The sequence below is a fragment of the Streptomyces hesseae genome (assembly GCF_031845785.1).
Classification (GTDB): domain Bacteria; phylum Actinomycetota; class Actinomycetes; order Streptomycetales; family Streptomycetaceae; genus Streptomyces; species Streptomyces hesseae.
In genome coordinates, this window is sequence record NZ_JAVRFI010000022.1 from 65,034 (window position 1) to 86,093 (window position 21,060).

The 21,060-nt window shown below is 72.5% G+C and carries 19 protein-coding genes; 13 read left to right on the forward strand and 6 right to left on the reverse strand.

What is annotated here, in order from left to right:
- Nucleotides 1-51 precede the first annotated feature (51 nt).
- Nucleotides 52-1,482, forward strand: coding sequence for a lipase maturation factor family protein (locus RM609_RS26960; RefSeq protein ID WP_311614175.1), 1,431 nt, complete (start codon nucleotides 52-54; stop codon nucleotides 1,480-1,482).
- Nucleotides 1,483-1,505: 23 nt separating this feature from the next.
- On the opposite strand, the gene RM609_RS26965 is transcribed toward RM609_RS26960, so the two are convergent.
- Nucleotides 1,506-2,927: an NAD(P)/FAD-dependent oxidoreductase gene (locus RM609_RS26965; protein ID WP_311614176.1), complete on the reverse strand. Its 1,422-nt coding sequence runs from the start codon at nucleotides 2,925-2,927 to the stop codon at nucleotides 1,506-1,508.
- Between the two features lie 128 nt (nucleotides 2,928-3,055).
- Between RM609_RS26965 and RM609_RS26970 the strand changes: the two genes are divergently transcribed.
- A complete protein-coding gene (locus RM609_RS26970) occupies nucleotides 3,056-4,069 on the forward strand; it encodes a PHP domain-containing protein (protein WP_311614177.1) in 1,014 nt (337 codons plus the stop codon).
- A 35-nt stretch (nucleotides 4,070-4,104) separates the two neighbouring features.
- A complete protein-coding gene (gene ligD, locus RM609_RS26975) occupies nucleotides 4,105-5,028 on the forward strand; it encodes a non-homologous end-joining DNA ligase (protein ID WP_311614178.1) in 924 nt (307 codons plus the stop codon).
- 44 nt (nucleotides 5,029-5,072) lie between these two features.
- Here ligD (RM609_RS26975) and ligD (RM609_RS26980) read toward each other — a convergent pair whose 3' ends face one another.
- On the reverse strand, nucleotides 5,073-5,978 hold the full coding sequence (gene ligD / locus RM609_RS26980) for a non-homologous end-joining DNA ligase (protein WP_311614179.1): 906 nt from the start codon (nucleotides 5,976-5,978) through the stop codon (nucleotides 5,073-5,075).
- A gap of 32 nt (nucleotides 5,979-6,010) precedes the next feature.
- On the opposite strand from ligD (RM609_RS26980), the gene ku reads away from it, so the two are divergent.
- On the forward strand, nucleotides 6,011-6,973 hold the full coding sequence (ku, locus tag RM609_RS26985; RefSeq protein ID WP_311614180.1) for a non-homologous end joining protein Ku: 963 nt from the start codon (nucleotides 6,011-6,013) through the stop codon (nucleotides 6,971-6,973).
- Between the two features lie 67 nt (nucleotides 6,974-7,040).
- Here ku and RM609_RS26990 read toward each other — a convergent pair whose 3' ends face one another.
- The gene (locus tag RM609_RS26990) at nucleotides 7,041-9,824 is read right to left on the reverse strand and encodes an ATP-binding protein (RefSeq protein WP_311614181.1); all 2,784 of its coding nucleotides are present in this window, start codon (nucleotides 9,822-9,824) and stop codon (nucleotides 7,041-7,043) included.
- 386 nt (nucleotides 9,825-10,210) lie between these two features.
- Between RM609_RS26990 and RM609_RS26995 the strand changes: the two genes are divergently transcribed.
- The 6 genes from RM609_RS26995 to lnt all read left to right on the forward strand — a co-directional run bounded on the left by RM609_RS26995 (nucleotide 10,211) and on the right by lnt (nucleotide 16,210).
- Nucleotides 10,211-11,728, forward strand: a complete 1,518-nt coding sequence (locus tag RM609_RS26995) for an ATP-binding protein (RefSeq protein WP_311614182.1) — start codon at nucleotides 10,211-10,213, stop codon at nucleotides 11,726-11,728.
- A gap of 28 nt (nucleotides 11,729-11,756) precedes the next feature.
- On the forward strand, nucleotides 11,757-12,143 hold the full coding sequence (locus RM609_RS27000) for a roadblock/LC7 domain-containing protein (RefSeq protein ID WP_126917876.1): 387 nt from the start codon (nucleotides 11,757-11,759) through the stop codon (nucleotides 12,141-12,143).
- Entirely contained in the window at nucleotides 12,140-12,514 is a 375-nt protein-coding gene (locus tag RM609_RS27005) for a DUF742 domain-containing protein (RefSeq protein ID WP_311614183.1), read from the forward strand. The genes RM609_RS27000 and RM609_RS27005 overlap by 4 nt, the downstream gene beginning before the upstream one ends.
- Complete coding sequence (locus RM609_RS27010; protein WP_311614184.1) at nucleotides 12,495-13,118, forward strand: GTP-binding protein; 624 nt, start codon at nucleotides 12,495-12,497, stop codon at nucleotides 13,116-13,118. Before RM609_RS27005 ends, RM609_RS27010 begins: the two co-directional genes overlap by 20 nt.
- A 35-nt stretch (nucleotides 13,119-13,153) precedes the next feature.
- Nucleotides 13,154-14,551, forward strand: a complete 1,398-nt coding sequence (locus RM609_RS27015) for a cytochrome P450 (RefSeq protein WP_311614226.1) — start codon at nucleotides 13,154-13,156, stop codon at nucleotides 14,549-14,551.
- 114 nt (nucleotides 14,552-14,665) lie between these two features.
- Complete coding sequence (gene lnt / locus RM609_RS27020) at nucleotides 14,666-16,210, forward strand: apolipoprotein N-acyltransferase (RefSeq protein WP_311614185.1); 1,545 nt, start codon at nucleotides 14,666-14,668, stop codon at nucleotides 16,208-16,210.
- Here the strand turns inward: lnt and RM609_RS27025 are convergent.
- Nucleotides 16,159-17,370 (reverse strand): FAD-dependent monooxygenase, encoded by a 1,212-nt coding sequence (locus RM609_RS27025; RefSeq protein ID WP_311614186.1) that lies wholly within the window; start codon nucleotides 17,368-17,370, stop codon nucleotides 16,159-16,161. The two genes, lnt and RM609_RS27025, sit on opposite strands and share 52 nt — an antisense overlap.
- Nucleotides 17,371-17,466: 96 nt before the next feature.
- Here RM609_RS27025 and RM609_RS27030 point away from each other — a divergent pair, with 96 nt between their 5' ends.
- The 3 genes from RM609_RS27030 to RM609_RS27040 all read left to right on the forward strand — a co-directional run bounded on the left by RM609_RS27030 (nucleotide 17,467) and on the right by RM609_RS27040 (nucleotide 19,395).
- Nucleotides 17,467-18,072: a TetR/AcrR family transcriptional regulator gene (locus RM609_RS27030; protein ID WP_311614187.1), complete on the forward strand. Its 606-nt coding sequence runs from the start codon at nucleotides 17,467-17,469 to the stop codon at nucleotides 18,070-18,072.
- A 40-nt stretch (nucleotides 18,073-18,112) separates the two neighbouring features.
- On the forward strand, nucleotides 18,113-18,628 hold the full coding sequence (locus RM609_RS27035; RefSeq protein ID WP_311614188.1) for a DinB family protein: 516 nt from the start codon (nucleotides 18,113-18,115) through the stop codon (nucleotides 18,626-18,628).
- An 83-nt stretch (nucleotides 18,629-18,711) separates the two neighbouring features.
- Complete coding sequence (locus RM609_RS27040; protein WP_311614189.1) at nucleotides 18,712-19,395, forward strand: hypothetical protein; 684 nt, start codon at nucleotides 18,712-18,714, stop codon at nucleotides 19,393-19,395.
- Nucleotides 19,396-19,461: 66 nt separating this feature from the next.
- Here the strand turns inward: RM609_RS27040 and RM609_RS27045 are convergent, their stop codons facing one another.
- Both RM609_RS27045 and RM609_RS27050 read right to left on the reverse strand, forming a co-directional pair.
- Entirely contained in the window at nucleotides 19,462-20,148 is a 687-nt protein-coding gene (locus RM609_RS27045; protein ID WP_311614190.1) for a uracil-DNA glycosylase, read from the reverse strand.
- 103 nt (nucleotides 20,149-20,251) lie between these two features.
- Complete coding sequence (locus tag RM609_RS27050) at nucleotides 20,252-21,022, reverse strand: SDR family oxidoreductase (RefSeq protein WP_311614191.1); 771 nt, start codon at nucleotides 21,020-21,022, stop codon at nucleotides 20,252-20,254.
- Between the last annotated feature and the right edge of the window lie 38 nt (nucleotides 21,023-21,060).

Consider the following 21,060-nt stretch of genomic DNA (forward strand, 5'->3'; position numbering starts at 1 on the left):
CTTCGATGTGACTGCATGGTCCGGAGGGACGCAAGCGGTACGGAGGGCGCCATGGAGTGGTTCACGGCATCCGGGTACTGGCTGAGCCGGCTGTTCCTGACGCGGGCGCTCGCCGCGATCTACCTGGTCGGCTTCGTCTCGGCGGCCCTCCAGTTCCGCGCGCTCATCGGGGAGCGGGGCATGCTGCCGGTCCCCCAGTACGTCGCGTACGTACCGCCGCGCCGGGCACCCAGCGTCTTCCAGTTCCACTACTCCGACCGTTTCTTCGCCGCCTGGGCCTGGACGGGGGCGCTGCTGTCGGCCGCGGTCGTGGCGGGCGCGGCCGACGCCGTACCGCTCGGCGCGGCGATGGCGATGTGGGCCGCGCTGTGGGTGCTCTATCTGTCGATCGTCAACGTGGGCCAGACCTGGTACAGCTTCGGCTGGGAGTCCCTGCTGCTGGAGGCCGGCTTCCTGGCCGTCTTCCTGGGCAACGCCCGGACGGACCCGCCCGTGCTCACGCTGTGGCTGATGCGCTGGCTGCTCTTCCGCGTCGAATTCGGCGCCGGGCTGATCAAACTGCGCGGCGACCCCTGCTGGCGGGATCTGACCTGCCTGTACTACCACCACGAGACCCAGCCCATGCCGGGGCCGCTGAGCTGGTTCTTCCACCGGCTGCCCAGGCCCTTGCACCGGGTGGAGACGGCCGCCAACCACGTCGCCCAGCTGGTCGTACCGTTCGGGCTCTTCACGCCGCAGCCGGTGGCGAGCGTCGCCGCCGGGTTGATCATCTGCACCCAGCTCTGGCTCGTCGCCTCCGGCAACTTCTCCTGGCTCAACTGGCTGACGATCGTCCTCGCCCTCTCCGCCGTCGACGGCACGGCCCTGGCGGAGCTGCTGGGCCTCCCCCGGCACGCCCCGGCGGCACCCGCCCCGATCTGGTTCGAGGTGCTGGTGCTCGCCGCCGCTGTGTTGGTGGTCGTGCTGAGCTGGTGGCCCGTGCGGAATCTGCTGTCCGCACGGCAGCGGATGAACATGTCCTTCAACGCCTTCCACCTGGTCAACACCTACGGCGCTTTCGGCAGCATCAATCGCAGCCGCTACGAGGTCGTCGTCGAGGGAACGGACGAGGAAGGGCTCACCGAGGACACGGTGTGGAAGGAGTACGGCTTCAGGGGCAAACCCGGCGACCCCCGCCGGCTCCCCCGCCAGTTCGCGCCGTACCACCTGCGGCTCGACTGGCTGATGTGGTTCGCCGGGATCTCCCCCGGCTACGCCCGCGAATGGTTCGGCCCCTTCGTCGAACGCCTCCTGACAGCCGACCCGGCCACCCTCCGCCTACTGCGCCACAACCCCTTCCCCACCGCCCCGCCCACCCACGTCCGCGCCCGCCTGTACCTCTACCGCTTCACGACCTGGCGCGAGCTCAGAGAGACGGGCTGCTGGTGGCACCGGACCCTGGTACGGGAGTACCTGCCGCCGGCGCGGCTGGCACGGCCGTGAGGCGCAAGAGCGCCGCCCAGGCGTCAGGCCCGCGCCACCCCCGCCCGAGCCAGCTCCGCCGCCGTGATCGGCGGCTCCGGCGGCGGCAGCCGCCGCGGCCCACGGGCCACCCGCGCCACCACCCCCGGCGTGAACAGCGCCGACATGGGCGCCGACAAGGTCATCACGTCCACCATGGCCCGGGTCAGGGCCGGGTCCACGGTCGCGGTGAGCATCATCCGCTGGACATACCCCCGCAGCAGCCGCGCCGCGGCCGGCGGCCGTTCCCCGATCGCGCCCGGGTAGTGGATGTCCTCGCCCACGGCCATCGCCCAGGGCCCGTCCACCGTACGGGCCACCGCGCGCTGCGCCCGCCGGGCCGGCCGCGGATCGCCGAGGACCTGCCCCACCAGGACCTCGCGCAACGCGACCGCGCCATGCGCGGCGACCGACATCCCGTGCCCGTAGACGGGGTTGTACGCCGCCACCGCGTCCCCCGTGACGACGAAACCGCCCGGCCAGGAAGCCATCCGCTCGAAGTAGCGGCGCCGGTTCACCGTGGAACGGTTGAGCCGCACCTCGGTGAGCGGCTCCGCGCGGGCGATGAGATCGGCCACCAGCGGATGCCGCAGCCGGCGCACGAACGGCTCGAACTCCCCCGCCTCCCGCGACGGTTCACCGCCCCTCGTACCGGACACGGTCACCAGCCACCGTCCGCCCTCCACCGGAAGCATCGTCACGCCCTGGCCCGGCAGAGCCGCGTCCGGGCGGGGAGCGACGCTCACGACGGGGAAGTCCTCCGCGCCCGGGGGCGCCCGGAAGAGGCGCGTCGCGTAGACGAGGCCCGAGTCGACGGTCTCCTCCCGGACGGCGGGGAGCCCCAGCTCCGTCAGCCACCGCGCGGCCTGCGAACCCCGCCCGGTCGCGTCGACGACCAGCGCGGCCGGGAGCGGCCGCGCCTCGCGCGCGCCCACCGCGCCGATCCGCACGCCCGTCACGCGCCGGGCGTCGCCCAGGAGCCCATGGACCTCGCTGCCCTCCCGGAGCGTGATCCGCGGATGGGCCAGCACCCGCTCCCGTACCACCGCGTCCAGCAGGTCCCGGCTGCACGAGATCAGGAACTGCGCCTCCGGCGTACGGGGGATCCAGCCCTGCGACGACAGCGACACCAGCGCCGTCGGCAGCGCCACCCGCCGGGCGCCCCCGGCCAGCCACCGGTCGGTGATCCCGGGCAGCAGCGACTCCACCGCCCGCGCCCCGCCCGCGAGCATCAGATGCGCGTGCCGGGCCTGGGGCAGCCCCTTGCGGGGCAGGGCCCCGGACGGCAGCCGGTCCCGCTCGACGACCACCACCTCGTCGGCGTGGTCCGCCAGGACCGAGGCGGCCAGCATCCCCGCCATCCCGCCGCCCAGCACCACGGCCCGGCGCCCGGGAACGGCACCGCCGTCACTGTGCGCATCGCTCATGCCCGCTCCTTCTCGTCACGGTGGGGACAGTGCACGCGTGCACTGCATGCCCTGCCCATACCGCGCGCGCCCGGAACACATGCGCGCCGCTCCCCCGTACCGCACGGTGGTGGTGTGGAGGTGGTGCCATGGAGCCCGTGGAGGCGCTGGAGCGCGTCGCGTTCCTGCTGGAGCGCTCACAGGCGCCGACGTACCGCGTGAAGGCCTTCCGGACGGCCGCCGCCGTGATCCGCGAGCTGCCGGACGAGGAACTGCGGCGCCGTGCGGCCGGCGGCTCCCTGACGGCGCTGGGCGGCATCGGCCCCAGCACCGCCGGCGTGGTCACCGAGGCCCTCACGGGCCGGACGCCCGGCTATCTGGCGCGGCTGGAGGAGGAGACGGGCGGCCCGCTCACCGAGGGCGGGCTGGCCCTGCGGAAGGCCCTGCGCGGCGACTGCCATCTGCACTCCGACTGGTCGGACGGCGGCAGCGGCATCGAGGAGATGGCCCGCGCCGCCCGCGCGCTCGGCCACGAATGGGCCGTGCTCACCGACCACTCCCCCCGGCTCACGATCGCCCGCGGGCTGTCCCCGGAGCGGCTGCGACAGCAGCTCGACGTGGTCGCCGAGGTGAACGCACGGCTGGGCGACGGCTTCCGGCTGCTGACGGGCATCGAGTGCGACATCCTCGCCGACGGCGCCCTCGACCAGGAGGAGGAGCTGCTGGCCCGGCTGGACGTGGTGGTCGCCTCCGTCCACTCCAAGCTGCGGATGGAGGCGCCGGCCATGACCCGGCGGCTGGTGGCCGCCGTCGCCAGCCCCCTCGTGGACGTCCTGGGGCACTGCACCGGACGGCTGCGCGGCGGGCGGGGGCGGCCGGAGTCGGAATTCGACGCGGACATGGTCTTCGCCGCCTGCGCCCGCTTCGGCACCGCCGTGGAGATCAACTCCCGCCCCGAGCGGCTGGACCCGCCGCGCCGGCTGCTGCGCCGGGCCCTGGCCGCGGACGTACTGTTCGCCATCGACAGCGACGCCCACGCGCCCGGCCAGCTCGACTGGCAGATCCACGGCTGCGCCCGCGCCGAGGAGTGCGGCGTGCCCGCCGACCGGGTCATCACCACCTGGCCGGCGGACCGCCTGCTGGACTGGGCCGGTTCGAAGTGAACGCCCCGCTGCCCGAGCGCCCCTCGATCCGGCCCATGCTGGCCTCCCCCGGTCCACTGCCCGTCGAGGGCGAGGACGCCCGCTGGGCCTTCGAGGTCAAATGGGACGGTGTGCGCTGCGTCGTCGACACGCCCGGCGACGGCACCCTGCGCCTGGTCACCCGCACGGGCAACGACGCGACCCGCACCTACCCCGAACTCCAGGCGCTCGGCGAACAACTGCACGGCCGGCCGGTGGTGCTCGACGGCGAGATCGTGGTCCTGGACGCGGAGGGCCGCCCCGACTTCGGACTGCTCCAGCGCCGGATGGGCGTCGCCAACCCGCGCCGCGCGGCGCACCTGGCGATGGAGTACCCGGTGCACTTGATGCTCTTCGACATCATGTACCTCGACGGCGTCCTCCTCACCGAACTCGCCTACCGCGAGCGCCGGGCCGTGCTCTCGGGGCTGGGCATCGGCGGCCCGAACTGGTCGGTGCCCGCCTACCTGGAGGGCCAGGGCAGACGGGCCTGGGACGCCACCCTGAGCAGCGGCTTCGAGGGTGTGATCGCGAAACGGCTGACCTCGCGGTACGCGCCGGGGCTCCGGTCACCCGACTGGCGCAAGACCAAGCATGTGATCACGATCGACGTCCTCATCGGCGGCTGGACCGAGGGCCAGGGCCGGCTGACGGGCCTGCCCGGCGCGGTACTGGCCGGGCTGCGCGAGCCCGACGGCCTGCGCTACATCGGCTCCGTGGGTTCGGGCCTCGCCGAGCGCGAACGTGCCGACCTGGCCCGCTATCTGACGGTGGTCCAGCGCCCCGACTCCCCGTTCGCGGGCCCGGTCGACGTACCGACCGTGCACTGGGCCGAGCCCCGGCTGGTCGCCGAGGTCGTCTTCAGCGGCTGGACAGCGGCAGGACGGCTCCGCCACCCCACGTGGCACCGGCTCCGGCCGGATCTGACGGATCTGGCGTAGGCGCCGTCCCGGCCCGGCGGCCCGGGCCCCGGAGCGGCAACAGCTCACGGCAGTGGCGCGCGCCCGCGCCCTCCCCCCAGCCCCGCCAGCGGGTCGCCGTGGTCGGCGACGCGGTCGAGGACCTCCTCCGGGCCGAAGGTCAGCTCGGCCGGCTCCGTACAGCCGGCGACCTCGTCCCAGCCGACCGGCGCGGCGACACCCGGACGGTCCGGTGTCAGACGTACGGAGTACGGCGCCACCGTCGTCTTGGCGCTGGCGTTCTGCGACCAGTCGATGAGGACCTTGCCCCGGCGCTCGGCCCGCGCCATGGAGACCACCACCAGCCCGGGGTGCTCGCTCATCATGCGCCCGGCCAGTTCCTTGGCGTACCGGGAGGCGGCCCTGCCCGAGGCGGGCCGGATGGGCGCGTAGAGGTGCAGCCCCTTGGACCCGGAGACCACCGGGTACGCGGTGAGCCCGTCGGCGTCGAGGAGCTGGCGCAGCCGCTGGGCCACCCGGCAGCAGACGACGAGGTCGGTGCCGGGACCGGGGTCCAGGTCCAGGACGAGGCGGTCGTGCCCGTCCGGCCCCGCCCCGGCCGTCCACTGGGGCACGTGCACCTCATACGCGCCCAGGTTCACCATGGCGACCAGCGCTGCCGTGGAGTCCAGCACGATCTGTTCGGTGAGCCCCTCCCGGTGCTCCACCGGCACGCGGGGCACCCAGTGAGGGGAGCCGCCCGGCGGGTTCTTGGCGATCCAGCTCTGCCCCGCCGGGCCCTCGGGCGCCCGGACGAACGAGGCGGGACGGCCGCGGGCGTGCGGCAGCAGCGCCGGGGCGATCCGGGCGTAGTACCGCAGCACCTGCGCCTTCGTGTGCCCCGACCCGGGGAAGAGCACCCGGTCCAGGTGGGACAGAGCCAGCCGGTGGCCCTCGACCTCCACCACCTGCCGGTCCGATGAGTCGGGCATAAGGTAGGAATTCCCCGCGGAGGGACGGATCCATGCGGACCATGTGGAAGGGCGCCATCGGCTTCGGCCTGGTCTCCGTGCCCGTACGGCTCTACGCGGCCGTCCAGGAGCACGGGCTCAAGCTGCACCAGGTCCATGACGAGGACGGCGGCCGCATCCACCTCAAGCGCGTCTGCGACGCGTGCGGCAAGGAGATCGACTACGAGCACGTCGCCAAGGGCTACGAGGACGACGAGGGCAACACGGCCGTCGTCACCAAGAACGAGCTGGCGGGCCTGCCCCTGCCGAGCAAGAAGCTCATCGACGTCCTGGCCTTCGTCGACGCCGACCGCATCGACGCGCTGCGGCTCTCCGGCGCCTACTACCTCGCCCCGGAGAGCACGGCCGCCGACAAGGCGTACGTCCTGCTGCGGGAGACGCTGAAGCAGACCGAGCGGGTCGCCGTCACCAAGATCGCGCTACGGACCCGGGAGTCGCTGGCCCTGCTGAGGGTCCACGAGGACCTGCTGGTCCTCCACACCATGTACTGGCCGGACGAGATCCGCGACAGCCAGGGCCTCGCCCCGTCGTCCTCGGTCACCGTGCGGCCGCAGGAGCTCAAGATGGCCACGAGCCTGATGGACACGCTGTCGGAGGACTTCGACCTCGACACGCTGGAGGACGAGTACGAGATCGCCCTCGGCGAGCTCATCAGCGCTCATCTGGATCACCGGCCGGCGCCCCGGAAGAAGACCACGGCCGCGCCCGACAATGTCATCGATCTGATGGCGGCCCTCCAGGCCTCCATCGATTCGGCGAGCGGGAAAGGCGCCCCCGCGAAGGCGGCGGCGAAATCCACATCCACACCGTCCGGGCGTGCGAAAAAGACCGCCGAGTCGAGCAAAGGTGCGAGCAAAAAGGCCGTGGCCAAAAAGACCACGGCCCGGAGCGCCACGTCAAAGAGTGGCGCGGCGAAAAAGACCACCGCGAAGAAGACGGGCCGCCGCGCCTCCTGAGCGCTTCGCACGGCGACCCTTCTTCACATCACCGACGGACGTCAACCCGCCGCGTCAACACAGGAACTCAGTTCGCGGACTCGGCCTCCTCGGCGTCCAGCTCCATGAGCTCCGCACGGGCGGTACGGACCAGGCCGTCCGCGCCGCAGCGCTCCGAGATCTCCAGGCTCTCCCGCAGCCGCTCCACCGCCTCGGCCTTGTGGCCGGAATCGCGCAGCGCGACTCCATGGTCGACCAGGGCCGCCGCGAACTCGTAGCGGCAAGGGGACATCCGCAGATGGGCGACCGCCTTGCCCAGCTTGGCCAGTCGCTCCTGCGGCTCGTCGATCCTCGCCGCCAGGCGCAGCGCCTCGCCGATGGCCGTGTCGGTGCCGAATCGCATCGCGTGCTGGAGCGCCTGGCCGACCAGGGTCCGGGCACGCTCCGGCTCCTCGTCCATGACGGCGACGGCCAGGTCGAGCGCCCAGGGCGCCCAGAGGGTGTTGTTCCGGCCTCGCTCCTTGAGCTTTTGCCCAGCGGCCTCCAGCTCGACGATCGCCTCCTTGGTCTGACCCCGTGCAAGCAGCAGCCGGCCTGCCAGGCAGGCGGCGTCCGGAAGGACGATCACCGGCGAGTACGGAGGAAGGAAGGAGTTGGCCTCCGCCACCTCCTGGGCCTCCTCGACCTTTCCGCGTGCGAGGAGGGTGTCGATCAGCATGCACGTGCCGTCCCATTGGATGGGTAGCCCGGGGCCGAGCCGATGGGCCAGGTCCAGCCCCTTGCGCAGGGCCTTCTCCGCCGCCTCCAGATCTCCGCGACGCCGGAGGACCAGCCCTCGGAAGTCATGGGCGAACGCGAGGTGGGCGCCGCTCCAGCCTGCGATCTCGAAGGCACGCACGGCTTGGTCGAAGAGCTCCCCGGCCTCGTCAAGCCGGTCGGTGTAGGCACAGACGACCCCGATGAGGCTGGGGATCTCAAAGCCCCATTCCGCATTGGTCCAGCCCAAGCCGTCGGGGAGCTTGCCGTCCACAAGGACGCGGTCGACGAACTCGGCGACTTCCAAGGCGTTCTCACTGCGGATCAGGCCGTCGAAAGCACGCAGCACCAGCAGCGTGTGCTCGGCGTTGTCCCGACCTTCGAGATCACGTGCCAGCTCGGCGATGCGGCGGGAGCGACCGGTGGTGTCCTCTTCCTCGACCTGGACGCCCTTCCACATGTAGTGGGCCGCCTGAAGCCTCATCCGGCCCGGGCCGGTGGGGATGCGCTTCGCCTGGTCGGCGACCACCTTGGCGGCCTCGTCGAGCTGACTGTTGTGCGCGTACGCCTGGGACAGCCGGAAGGTGGCGTCGATGCGGAGCTCTTCACTGAGATCCGGCAGGGCCAGGGCGGAACGGAGGTGGTTGACTGTGGTCTGCGGCGAGGTCAGCAGCGCGGCGCATCCCAGCTCGTAGAGCAGCATGGCCCGCTCCTCCTCCGGCGGGGGCTCCAGGAGCGCCCGTTCCAGACAGCGGCGGGCCGCGTCGGGAGCGCCGACGGCGAGGTGTTCCCTGGCCGCCGCGCGCAGCTGGCCGACCACCTCCACATCGGCCTCGGGGTGCACTTCCAGCAGGTGCCGGGCCGAGATGGCAACCCCCTTGCCCGCGTCGTGGCACAACCAGGCGGCCTGCCCGTGCATGGCGGTGCGGGTGCCCGTCGGGATCGCCCGGTAGACGGCGGTGGCGATGAGCGGGTGGACGAACTCCAGCTTCGTGGTGCCGGTGAGGATCCGGGCCTCCCGCAGCTGGTCGGCGCGCTGATCGGCCTCGGCGGGGCCCATGCCCGCCAGATTGGCGGCGAGCCTCGGCTCGATCTCCGTGCCGAAGACGGCCGCCGCGTAGGCGAAACGGGTCACGGCGGACCCCAGCTGCTCCAGCCGGGCGACCAGGCCCGGGCCCCGGGCGGCCGCGCCGAGGTCGCGCAGCAGCGCGGCGGACTCCTCGACCGGATCCATGTCGCGGTCCCGTGCCTTGGCTATCAGCTCGACGGCCTCATAGGGATTTCCGCCGGTGACCGCCCAGACCTCCCGGCAGAACGGATCGTCCGCGCCGGGGCCGAGCGCCTCGCGCACCAGACCGGTCACCGCCTCGGGGGTCAGGGCGCGCAGCTCGATCGGGCGGGCCACCCGACCGGCGACCAGATCCTTGAAGCCCGGTGTGTGGTCGGGCAGTTCCTCCGGCCGGTAGGCCAGCACGATGAGGAGCGGCATCTCCCGCAGCCGTACGGCGAAGGAGGTGATCCACGCCAGGGACTCGGGGTCGACCCAGTGGGCGTCGTCGACGATGGCGATCAAAGGCTTGTGGTTGAGGGCGAGTTGGGTGATCACCCAGTCGAGTCCGTCGCGCACACCCTGGGGGTCGGCCTGCGGGCCGACGGGCGGGATGATGCCGAGCGCCGGGCCGGCGATGTCGTGCCAGTCGCCGAGCAGCTCCCGCCGGGCCTCCTGGGTCATCGCGGCGAGTTCGGGCTGGAGGAGCTGCCGGACGACGGTGAAGGGCACTCTCTCCGCGGACTTGCTGCCGCGGCCGAAGAGCACGGTGCAGTCGTCGCGCTCGCCCGCGAGCCGACGCACATGGGTGAGCAACGACGTCTTGCCCAGGCCGGCTTCACCGCTGATGAGAAGCAGACCACCTTCCCTCTCCCTTACGGCCCTGGCTCCGTCGGGCTCGTTCTCCTCATCGGCGCGACCGGTCTCGAGGTCCCCTTCGTTCTCAGTGCTCTCCTTCTGGATCTCACGGCCGCAGAGGCCGTACACCGCCCGCTCGACGACGGATAGCTCGCGCTCTCGCTCGAACAGGGCGGCAGATAGGACGCGTTCACGCTGTTGCCCCGACATGACGGTGTCTCCCCGGAGGATGTGGTGGAGCGAGCCTAGCCCCGTCCACCGGCCAAGGGGCAGGGTTCGGTGGACGGACCACCCGTGAGCGTGACCTTCACTCCGGGCCGAACGCGCCCCCTGCCATTCGGAAATGCATTCGCCCACTAGGGCGTGGGCCATTATGAAGCCTTTCGAATTCGCCCGTCAGCTCATTCCGCGAATATGACAAGTTCGCGCCGGGAGCGTCCGACGACCGGCTACGCTCCATGTCGCGCAGCGGGCCGTCGTGTGTACGGCCCGCCGCGATCAAGTGCTGTGCTGCCGCCGCCTTTCCCGCCCAAGAAGCGAGAAAAACGCCGCGCTCCGGCACCCACTCCCTTGTCTCAAGAGTTCCGAGGATCTCGATGGTTGGTACAGGCTCGTCGGCACCCAGGCGGCCCGCCTCCGCGCTCATATGGCTGATCTCCCCACTGGTGCTGGCCGTGTGCGCGGGTACGGCGGTCCTCTCCGTGGCCCCGGCAGCGCGGGCGCCCGTGGCCTGGTGCGGCGCGGCGGCCACCGTCGCGGTGGGGCTGGCCTCCACCGAGGCGGCACGGCGCGGCAGGGTGATCGCGGGGCTGCGCCGGCGCCTGGCCGAGCGGGAGGCCCTCCTCCAGCGGCGGCTGGACCAGCACGACGCCGAGACCTGGCGCTTCGCCCGGGACGTCCTCCCCGAGGCGCTCAAGCTGATGCGCCGCGGCGCCCCTACCGACCAGGTCGTACGGGTCACCGTCCCGGCCCATGAGCTGGAGCCCGGCTTCGCCGCCGCGCACCGGGCCGTGGTGCGGTCCGTGATCGAGGCGGTGCAGCAGGAGGAGGCGCTGCGTGACGCGGCCCACCGCGCGTTCGTCAACATCGCCCGCCGTATGCAGGCGATCGTGCACCAGCAGGCTTACGACATCCGGGAGATGGAGCACAAGCACGGCAACAACCCCGATGTCTTCGGCGATCTGCTGCATCTCGACCACGGCAACGCCCTGACCGGCCGTCTCGCGGACAGCATCGCGGTCCTGGGCGGCTCGCGCCCCGGCCGTCAGTGGCGCTCCGAGATCCCGCTCTACAACGTGCTGCGCGGCGCGATGTCCCGCATCCTCGAGTACCGCCGTGTGGATCTCCACTCCGTGGCCGACGTCGCCGTGGTGGGTCCCGCCGTCGAGCCGGTCATCCACGCCCTGGCCGAGCTGCTGGACAACGCCACCCGCTACTCGCCGCCGCAGACCCGGGTCCATCTGACCGCCGTCGACATCCAGTCCGGGATCGCGGTCGAGATCGAGGACGCCGGGGTCGGCCTCACGGACGAGGCCCGCCGCCGTACCGACCGGGTGCTGTCCAAGGAGGGCGGCCTGGACCTGGACGACCTCGGCGAGTCCCCGCGGCTGGGGCTGGCGGTGGTCAGCCGGCTGGCCAACACCTATGACTTCATCGTGTCGCTGCGGCCCTCGGCCTACGGCGGCGTCCGCGCGGTGCTGGTCATCCCGCCGAACCTGATCACCGCGAGCAGGTTCCCCGGTGGCGACATCGCCCGCGCCCCCAAGCTTCCGCCCGCCAAGAAGAAGAGGCGCCCCGGCTCCATCCCCGCCCAGCCGTCCTCGACGCCGATGATGGACAGCCCCGTCCCGCCGCCGATGGGCGACACCGGTCTGCCCCAGCGCCGCCGGCGGCGTGGGCCGGCCCCGCTCCCCTTCGGCCGGGGCGCGGCCGCCGAGCGGGCCCGGAACGCGACCGAGCGGCGCAAGCCCGTCCCGTCCACGCCCGAGGAGCCGCCCGTGCAGCCCGGAATGTGGCTGGCCGCCTTCACCAGCGGCGTGAACGGCGAGCTGCACGAGCAGCACGAGCAGAACGGGCGGCCCATCACTGATAACCCGTCAGACAAGGAAGAGTAGCCAAGTGACGCAGCAGCCGCGGTTCAACATGGACTGGATGCTCAAGGACCTGGCCACCAGCGTCCCCCAGACCCGCCACGTGATCGTGCTGTCCTCGGACGGCCTGCGCATGGCCCAGCACGGTACGGACACGGAGGTCGCCGACCGCCTCGCCGCCGCCTGCGCCGGACTGCAGAGCCTCTCGACGGCCATCGCCCAGGAGTTCCCGCACGGGGACGGGGAGATGCGGCTGGTGGTGATCGAGGTCGACGGCGGCTTCTTCTACCTCATGGCCGCCGGGGCCGGGGCGTATCTGGCCGTGCTGGCCGACGACGACGTGGACGCCGGGCTGATGGGCATGAAGATGCGGGACCTGGTGGCCCGCATCGGCTCCCATCTCACCAGCCCGCCCCGGGTCGGCGGGGCGGCCACGTGAACGGTTCCCGACCCGACGACGAGCCCGGAGCGGAGCCGCCCGGCAACCCGGACCGGCTGTACATCCTCAGTACGGCGGAGACCCGGGCCAGGACCTCGACGCACCTCGACCTGGTCACCCTGATCGTCTCCCGCGCGGAGCCCGACCCCGGTCTCCAGCCCGAGCACGCCGCCGTCGTGCGGATGTGCGACTTCCCCCTCTCGGTCGCGGAGATATCCGCCTATCTGGAGCTGCCCGTGAGCACTCTGACCCCGATGCTCACCGAGCTGCTCGCCGGCGGAAAGGTCGAGGCCCGCCCGCCGGTGCCCGCGGCCGCGCTGCCCGACGTGCGAATCCTTGAGGCGGTGATGCATGGACTACAGAAGCTCTGAGAACTACGCCGGGCCGCGCAGCGAGGACATCCTCCCCGCCACGGCCACCGCGGCCGTCAAGGTCGTCATCGTCGGGGGCTTCGGGGTCGGCAAGACGACCCTGGTCGGCGCGGTGAGCGAGATCCGGCCGCTGACCACCGAGGAGACGATGACCCAGGCAGGTGTCGGCGTGGACGACCTCGCCGGCATCGAGCAGAAGACCGAGACCACGGTGGCCATGGACTTCGGCCGCATCAGCATCAACGACCAACTGGTGCTGTACCTGTTCGGCACGCCCGGCCAGGAGCGGTTCTGGTTCCTGTGGAACGGCCTCTTCGAGGGCGCCCTCGGCGCGGTCGTCCTCCTCGACACCCGCCGGATGGAGGTCAGCTATGACGTGATCGGCCGCCTGGAGGAGCGCGGCGTCCCGTTCGTCGTCGGGGTCAACGCCTTCCCCGGCGCCCCCAGGTACCCCGTATCGGAGCTCCGGGCGGCGATGGACCTGGACGACTCCGTCCCCATGATCGACTGCGACGCCCGCGACCGCATTTCCTGCCGCGACATCCTGATGGCGCTGATGCGCTATCTGTACTCCCTCACGACCGTCTCCACGGAGCCACAGTGACCAACTCCCCCGAACACGCCGGCACCGACTCCCTCATGACGCCACCGCCGGGGTGCCCGGCACACATCGGCGCGTCCCACGCGAGCGCGTCCCGACTGTACGGCCCGGAAGCCGAGTCGGACCCGTACGGGCTGTACGAACGGCTGCGCGCCGAACACGGTCCGGTGGCGCCGGTGCTGCTGCACGGCGACCTCCCGGCCTGGCTGGTCTTGGGCTACCGCGAGAACCTCGACGTCACCCGCACCCCGTCGCGATTCTCCCGCGACTCTCGGCTCTGGACCCCGCATCGGGAAGGCAGGATTCAGCCCGACCATCCGCTGGCGCCGATCACCACCTGGCAGCCCATCTGCGTGTTCACCGACGGCGAGCAGCACGAGCGCTGGCGCGGAGCGGTGAACGACAGCATGGCGCGCTTCGACAAGAGAGGGATCCGCCGCCATGTGACGGAGTGCGCCAATGATCTGGTGGACCAGTTCTGCGCCACGGGACGCGCCGACCTCGTCCACCAGTTCGCAGAGCATCTCCCAATGATGGCCATGACACAGTTGCTCGGCATGCCCGAGGAGTACAGCCACCAGCTGGTGAACGCGGCCCGCGACATGCTCAGGGGCACGAAAACAGCGGTGGCGAGCAACGAGTTCGTTCAGGAGAAACTGCGCAAGCTGGTGGCGCGGAAGCGCGCTCAACCGGGTGCCGACCTGGCCACCTGGCTGCTGGAGCACCCTTCCGGGCTGACGGACGACGAGGTCCAGCAGCATCTGCGGCTCGTCCTCATCGCGGCGTTCGAGACGACGGCCACCCTCATCGCGAACACCCTGAAGATGGTCCTCACCGACGTCCGCTTCCGGGCATCGCTCGCGGGCGGCCATATGACACTGCCGGACGCGGTCGAGCAGGTGCTGTGGGACGAGCCGCCGTTCATGGCGATCCTGGGACGCTGGGCCACGCAGGACACCGAGCTCGCAGGGCAGCAGATCAAGGCGGGTGACGCGTTGATCCTGGGGCTGGCCGCCGGCAACGTGGACACAGTGGTCCGGCCGGACCTCGACGCCCCCATCCACGGAAATCGGGCCCACCTGGCGTTCAGTGGCGGCGCGCACGAGTGTCCGGGCCAGGACGTGGGCCGGGCGATCGCAGGCACGGGTATCGACGCTCTGCTCCTGCGGCTTCCCGACATCGCACTCGCCTGTGAGGAGTCCGACCTCGACTACCGCTCGGCGATCCTGAGTCGCCATCTGATCGAACTGCCAGTGAAGTTCACATCACGTCAGCCCCAGGCGTCGGAACTGACCGACTTCGAGTCTCCGTCGGCGCAGCCGGACGTTCAGCATACGAAGCCGCCCGCTCCGGCGACCAGCCCCGGAAGGACGGCCCCCGAGCGTCCCTCGTGGTGGAGGTCGATCATGAAGCGAAAGTGGCTGCGCCGAGGCTAGAAAGCAGGTGTGTTAGCTCCCGGCACGGGCCGGATCTCCCTCATGCGTGGTGGCGCGAATAAATGACCGGGCATGCCCCACACTGATGGTCGGCACGCATGAGGGAGGCTCGTGGTGACGATTACGTCGTCGACAGAGCGGTACGGGCGGCTCCTCGCCTCGCCGTGGTGGCGGGCTGCCCTCACAGTCCTCGCCGGCGCGCTGCCCGCCCTCGCCTTTCCCGCGCCGTCGCTGTGGTGGCTGGCCTGGGTGGCGCTCGTGCCGTGGATGCTGCTTGTGCGGGCGGCGCCCACGGCGCGGCGGGCGGCGTTGGAGGGGTGGCTGGGCGGGGCCGGGTTTCTGCTGGCCGTGCATCACTGGCTGCTGCCCAGCCTGCATGTGTTCATCCTGGTGCTGGCCGCGCTGCTGGGGTTGTTGTGGGCGCCCTGGGGGCTGCTCGTGCGCCGGTTGCTGGGGGGCGTAGCGGGGCCCGGGCGGGTGGCGGCCGGGTTGTTCGTGGTGCCCGCCGGGTGGATCGGCGTCGAACTCGTGCGGTCCTGGGAGTACTTGGGCGGGCCGTGGGGGCTGTTCGGGGCCAGTCAATGGCAGGTCGCCCCGGCGCTGCGGATGGCGTCGGTGGGGGGCGTCTGGCTGGTGGGGTTCGTGCTGGTGGCGGTGAACACCGCGGTCGTCGCGCTGGTTTCGGTGCCCCGTGCGCGTGCGGTGGGGGCCGCGGGGCTGCTCGTCTGCGCGGCGGTGGTCGCCGGGGTGTGGGGGTGGGCGCCGGTGCCGGAGCTCGCGGGGACGGTGCGGGTCGCGGTCGTTCAGCCCGGCGTCGTCGACGGGACGGGGAGCGTGCAGCGCCGCTTCGACCGGGAGGAGGAGCTCACCCGCCGGCTCGCCGGGCAGCGGGTGGATCTCGTCGTATGGGGCGAGAGCAGCGTGGGGCAGGACCTGGGGAACCGGCCCGATCTGCGCGACCGGCTGGCCGCACTCTCCCGGACCGTCGGCGCGGACCTGCTGGTGAACGTGGACGCGCGGCGTTCGGACCGGCCGGGGATCTTCAAGAGCTCCGTACTGGTCGGGCCGGACGGACCCACCGGGGACCGCTACGACAAGATGCGGCTGGTGCCCTTCGGCGAGTACGTCCCGGCCCGCTCGCTGCTCGGCTGGGCGACGTCCGTGGGCAAGGCCGCCGGCGAGGACCGGCAGCGCGGCAGCCGGCAGGTGGTGATGCGGCTGCCGGACACCCGGGGCCGGGGGCTGCTCGTCGGGCCACTGGTGTGCTTCGAGTCGGCCTTCCCGGACATGAGCCGGCAGCTGTCCCGGGACGGGGCCCAGTTGCTCGTCGCGCAGTCGTCCACGTCCACCTTCCAGCACAGCTGGGCGCCCGCCCAGCACGCCTCGCTCGCGGCGCTGCGGTCCGCCGAGACCTGGCGGCCCATGGTGCACGCGACGCTGACGGGCGTGAGCACGGTGACGGACCCACGGGGACGGATCGTCGGCGAGCGGCTGAGCACGGAACGGAGCGCCGCGGCCGTCTACGACGTGCCCCTGGCGCGCGGCACCAGCCCGTATGTCCGGGCCGGCGACTGGGCCGTCTACGGCTCGTTGACGGTCCTGGCGCTCTATGGGGTCGTGGAGTTGCTCGTATGGCTCGTCAGGAGGTCCGCCGGCTGACGCGCGGGCGGTCGCCAGTCCGCCACGCCGTCCAGGCTGCGCAGGGCGACGCGGGGACCGAGGCGGTTGAGGGTGGCGAGGGCGCCGGTGCGCAATGCGCACGCGAGGGGTGAGGAGAGGCGGGTCAGGCGGGCGACGCGGGCCGAGCGGCGGACGACGGCCGTGGTGCGCGGCAGGCGCTGCCGGGTGTACTCACCCAGGGCGACGCAAGGGTCGGCGGCGGCCAGGGCGTGGGCGAGGACGACGGCGTCCTCGATGGCCTGGCAGCCGCCTTGGCCGAGGCTGGGGGCCATGGCGTGGGCGGCGTCGCCGAGGAGGGCGACCCGGCCCCGGTGGAAGGCGGGCAGGGGGCGGGTCGTGGTGTGGACGTCGTTGCGCAGGATCGCGGCGGGGTCGGCGGCGTCGAGGATGTCGGGTACGGGGTGGTGCCAGTCCCCGAAGAGGCGGCGGAGCTGGGCGAGTTCGCCGCCCGGTGAGACGGCCCCGGCGGGGGCCACGGCCTGGGCGTAGGCGTAGACGCGGCCGTCGTGGAGCGGGACGGTGCCCCACAGCCGGCCGGGTCCCCAGGTCTCGTGCGCAGGGAAGGGCGTGTCGGGGCGGGGGACGACCAGGCGCCAGACGGTGGCCCCGGTGTAGCGGGGGGCGGGGTGGCCGGGGAAGAGGGCGGCGCGGACGGCGGAGTGGATGCCGTCGGCCGCGACGACGAGCTCCGCCTCCAGGTCACCGTCGGGCGTGGTGACGCGGGCGGGGCGGTCCGGCGCGCCGGGGTCCGTGAGGGTGGCGGGGCTGCCGGTGCGTACGGCCCCTTCGGGGAGGCGGGCGGCGAGCAGGCCGACGACGTCGGCGCGGTGGGCGACGACGACCGGGCCGCCGAAGCGCCGGGCCGCGGCCTCGTTGCTCGTACGGGAGAGCCAGCGGCCGTCGGGCAGCCGCAGTCCGCCGTCGGCCTGCCAGCCGGACAGGGCGCGTACGGCGTCGCCGGTGCCGAAGGTGTCGAGGGCGCGCTGGGCGTTGGGGGCCAGGGCGATGCCGGCGCCGACGGGTTCGAGGGCGGCGGCGCGTTCGAGGACGGTGACGGTCCAGCCGTCGTGGTGCAGGGCGCAGGCCGCGGTGAGGCCGCCTATGCCGCCGCCGATGACGACGGCGCGGGGCTGTGCCATGGATCCCTCCCGAAACGGAAACCGGAAACTGGAAACTACAGGTGTAGTGACAGGGCCAAGCTACTACACCTGTAGTGCGGGCGGTAGATTGGCGTCGTGCGCCCCGAGAAGACCGCCCCCACCCGCCCCCGCGCCCAGCTGATCGCGGACACCGCGCTCGCCCTGCTCGCCGAGCGCGGCATGCGGGGCCTGACCCATCGCGCCGTGGACGAGGCCGCCGGGCTGCCGCCCGGCTCGACGTCGAACCACGCCCGCACCCGTGCCGCGCTGCTGGAGGCGGCCGTACGGCGGCTGGCCGAGCGTGAGGAGGAGGTGCTGGCGCCCCGTGAGATGCCGGACCCGGCGGGGCCGGACGGGCTCGACGCGCTGGCCGACGCCCTCGCGCTCGCGCTGCACCGCTCGCTGACCGGGCAGCGTGAGCTGCTCCTCGCCCGCTACGAACTGGCACTGGAGGCGGCGCGTCGGCCCGAGCTGAGGGAGATCTACGACGCGACGGGCCGGGGCCGCTTCCGCGCTCCGGTGATCGCGCTGTTGACGGCCGCGGGCTCACCCGAACCGGAGCGGCACGCGCTGTCGCTCATCGCGTGGTGCGAGGGGCTGATGTTCTCGTGCGCGGCGGGCTCCTACCACGCCGAGGTGCCCGGCCCCGCCGAACTGCGGCGGGGGTTCAGGGAGCTGCTGCGGGGAGCGCTGGGACGATAATCCCTGGCGTCAGTTCGAACTGCGGCGCGATGATGGCAGCATGACGATCGACAAGCGCCCCATGCCCTCGACCACCGCGGGCGAACGCGAAATGCTGGAGACCTGGCTGGACTTCCATCGGGCCACACTGGCCGCCAAGTGTGCCGGCCTGGACGACGAGCAGTTGCGGACGGCGTCCGCGCCGCCGTCCATCATGTCCCTCATGGGGCTCGTGCGGCATATGGCCGAGGTGGAGCGCCACTGGTTCCAGCGGGTGCTGTCCGGGGAGGACGCGCCGCCGATCTACTACGACGAGACCGACCGCGACAAGGACTTCAAGGTCACGGAGAAGGACACCGGTGAGGAGGCCTTCGCCACCTGGCAGGCCGAGATCGTCAAGGCGCGGGAGCTCGCCGCCACCCGGTCGCTGGACGACACCGGCACCGGTGTCGGGTACCGCCCGGGCCAGACCTTCAGCCTCCGCTGGATCCTCACGCACATGATCGAGGAGTACGCGCGGCACAACGGCCACGCCGACCTCATCCGCGAGCGCGTCGACGGCGCGACCGGGGCCTGAGCGGAGCGCGGCCGGGGCCGTGATCCCATGTCACCCCTGCGGGGAATTCCCCATGTCCCTTGGCGGGCAGCAGGGTTGGCCGAATGCATCGAGTGCCCTCAGCCGCCGTCCTGGTGGCGGTGGCCATGTCGGCCGCGGTCGGCTGTGTCTCCGTCTCCCCCCGCCCCCTCGCGCCCGGCGGGCCCGGCGGGCCCCGGGCCGTCCAGGGTCCGGCCCGTGAGTCGCTGACCGTCACGGGCCCGGGCGCCTCCCGGCCGCCGTCCCCGGACGGAAGGCCGGCGCCGGGGGTGGACGGGGCACCGGGCCCGACCGCGGACCCCTTCCGTACGGGCCCGTACGACCCGTACGCCCCGAAGAACCCGGCGGACCCCAAGGACCCGGCCGATCCGACCATGCCCTGGGACCCTCCGGGGCCCTCGCGGGCGGCCGGTGGCGACCAGGGGGCGCGACGCTCCCCGGACGCGCCGTCGCTCGTCGCTCCCCCGCCCGCCTCCGACCCGGGCGGCGCCTGGCGGGCCCCCTCCCCGGAGCGACGGGCCGAGCGGCAGGAGCCCGCCCCGGCACCGCCCGAGCCCGAACGCCCGGCCCCCCGGCCGGCGCCCGAACCGGAGGAGCGCCACGCGGCCCCGGCCCCGGCTCCCGCACCGGCCCCGGCATCGCGGGGGCAGCAGCAGGGCAAGGGCCTGTGCGCCCTCGGCGACACCTATGGGAAGTGGGAGAAGGGCGGCGACGCGTCGCGGATCTGCCACCAGGTGTACGGGCGTTGACGCCCGACTACCCTTGCGTGGCCCCTCCGCGTCGGGCCGTCCGTCACCGCACCGTCCATCGTGCCGTCAGACCGCGAGGTCCGGGATCCGCCAGTCGATCGGCTCGTGGCCCTGGGCCGCCACCGCCTCGTTGATCTGGGTGAAGGGGCGGCTGCCGAAGAACTTCTTCGCCGACAGCGGCGAGGGGTGGGCGCCCTTGACGACGACGTGCCGCTCCTCGTCGATCAGGGGCAGCTTCTTCTGCGCGTAGTTGCCCCAGAGCACGAAGACGGCCGGTTCGGGGCGGGCGGCCACGGCGCGGATGACCGCGTCGGTGAACTTCTCCCAGCCCTTGCCCTTGTGCGAGTTGGGCTCGCCGCCCCGGACGGTCAGCACGGCGTTGAGCAGCAGGACGCCCTGCTCGGCCCACGGCAGCAGGTAGCCGTTGTCCGGGACGTCGTAGCCGAGCTCCTCGCGCATCTCCTTGTAGATGTTGCGCAGCGACGGCGGGGTCCTGACGCCCGGCCGGACCGAGAAGGACAGACCGTGGCCCTGGCCCGGGCCGTGGTACGGGTCCTGGCCGAGGATGAGGACCTTCACCCGCTCGTACGGGGTGGCGTCCAGGGAGGCGAAGACCTCCCCGCGCGGCGGATACACCGGGGCCTTGACCCGCTCCTCCTCCACGAACTCGGTCAGCTCCTTGAAGTAGGGCTTCTCCAGCTCTTCGCCGAGGACACCGTGCCAGGACTCGGGCAGCACGTCGGTGACGGTCACGTCGACAACCTCCGGGGTTCGTTCCGTTCTCGCCGGAGAACTTACCGCCGACCACTGACAACGCCCGCGCCGGTGCCCCGGTGCGAGGCCCGGCCGCGTGCCCTCAGACCCCCGCGTTGAGGAAGAGGCCCCCGTCCACGACGAGGGTCTGGCCCGTGATCCAACCCGCGGCGTCGGACAGCAGGAAGGCGGCCGCGCCGCCGATGTCCTCCGGTACGCCCAGCCGGCCGAGGGGGTAGGAGGCCACGGCCTCCTCCTCGCGCCCCTCGTAGAGGGCCGCGGCGAACTTGGTCTTCACGACGGCCGGGGCGATCGCGTTGACACGGACGCCGGGGGCGAATTCGTGCGCGAGCTGGAGGGTGAGGTTGACCATGGCGGCCTTGCTCATGCCGTACGCGCCGACGAAGGGCGAGGCGGCGACCCCGGCGACGGAGGCGATGTTGACGATCGCGCCGCCGTTGTCCTTCTGCCAGGCGTGCCACGTCCGCTGGGCGAAGCCGAGCGCGGAGACGACGTTGGTCTCGAAGACCTTGCGGGCCACGGCGAGGTCGAGGTCGGCGATGGGGCCGAAGACGGGGTTGGTGCCCGCGTTGTTGACGAGGTAGTCCACTCGGCCGAAGGTCTCCATGGCGCGCTCGACGGCGAGGGCCTGGTGGGCCTCGTCATGGGCCTTGCCGGGGACGCCGATGGCCCGGTCGGGGCCGAGGGACTCGACGGCCTGCTTGAGGGCGTCCTCGTTGCGGCCGGTGATGACGACGCGGTCACCGCGGGCCACCAGGGCCCGGGCGATGCCGTGGCCGATGCCGCGGCTGGCACCCGTGACGAGGGCGACCTTGCCGGAGGGTTCACTTTCCTGAGCGGGCGTGGCGGGCATGCTGTCCGTTCTCCTCGGTTTTCTCCTCGGGCGGCCGA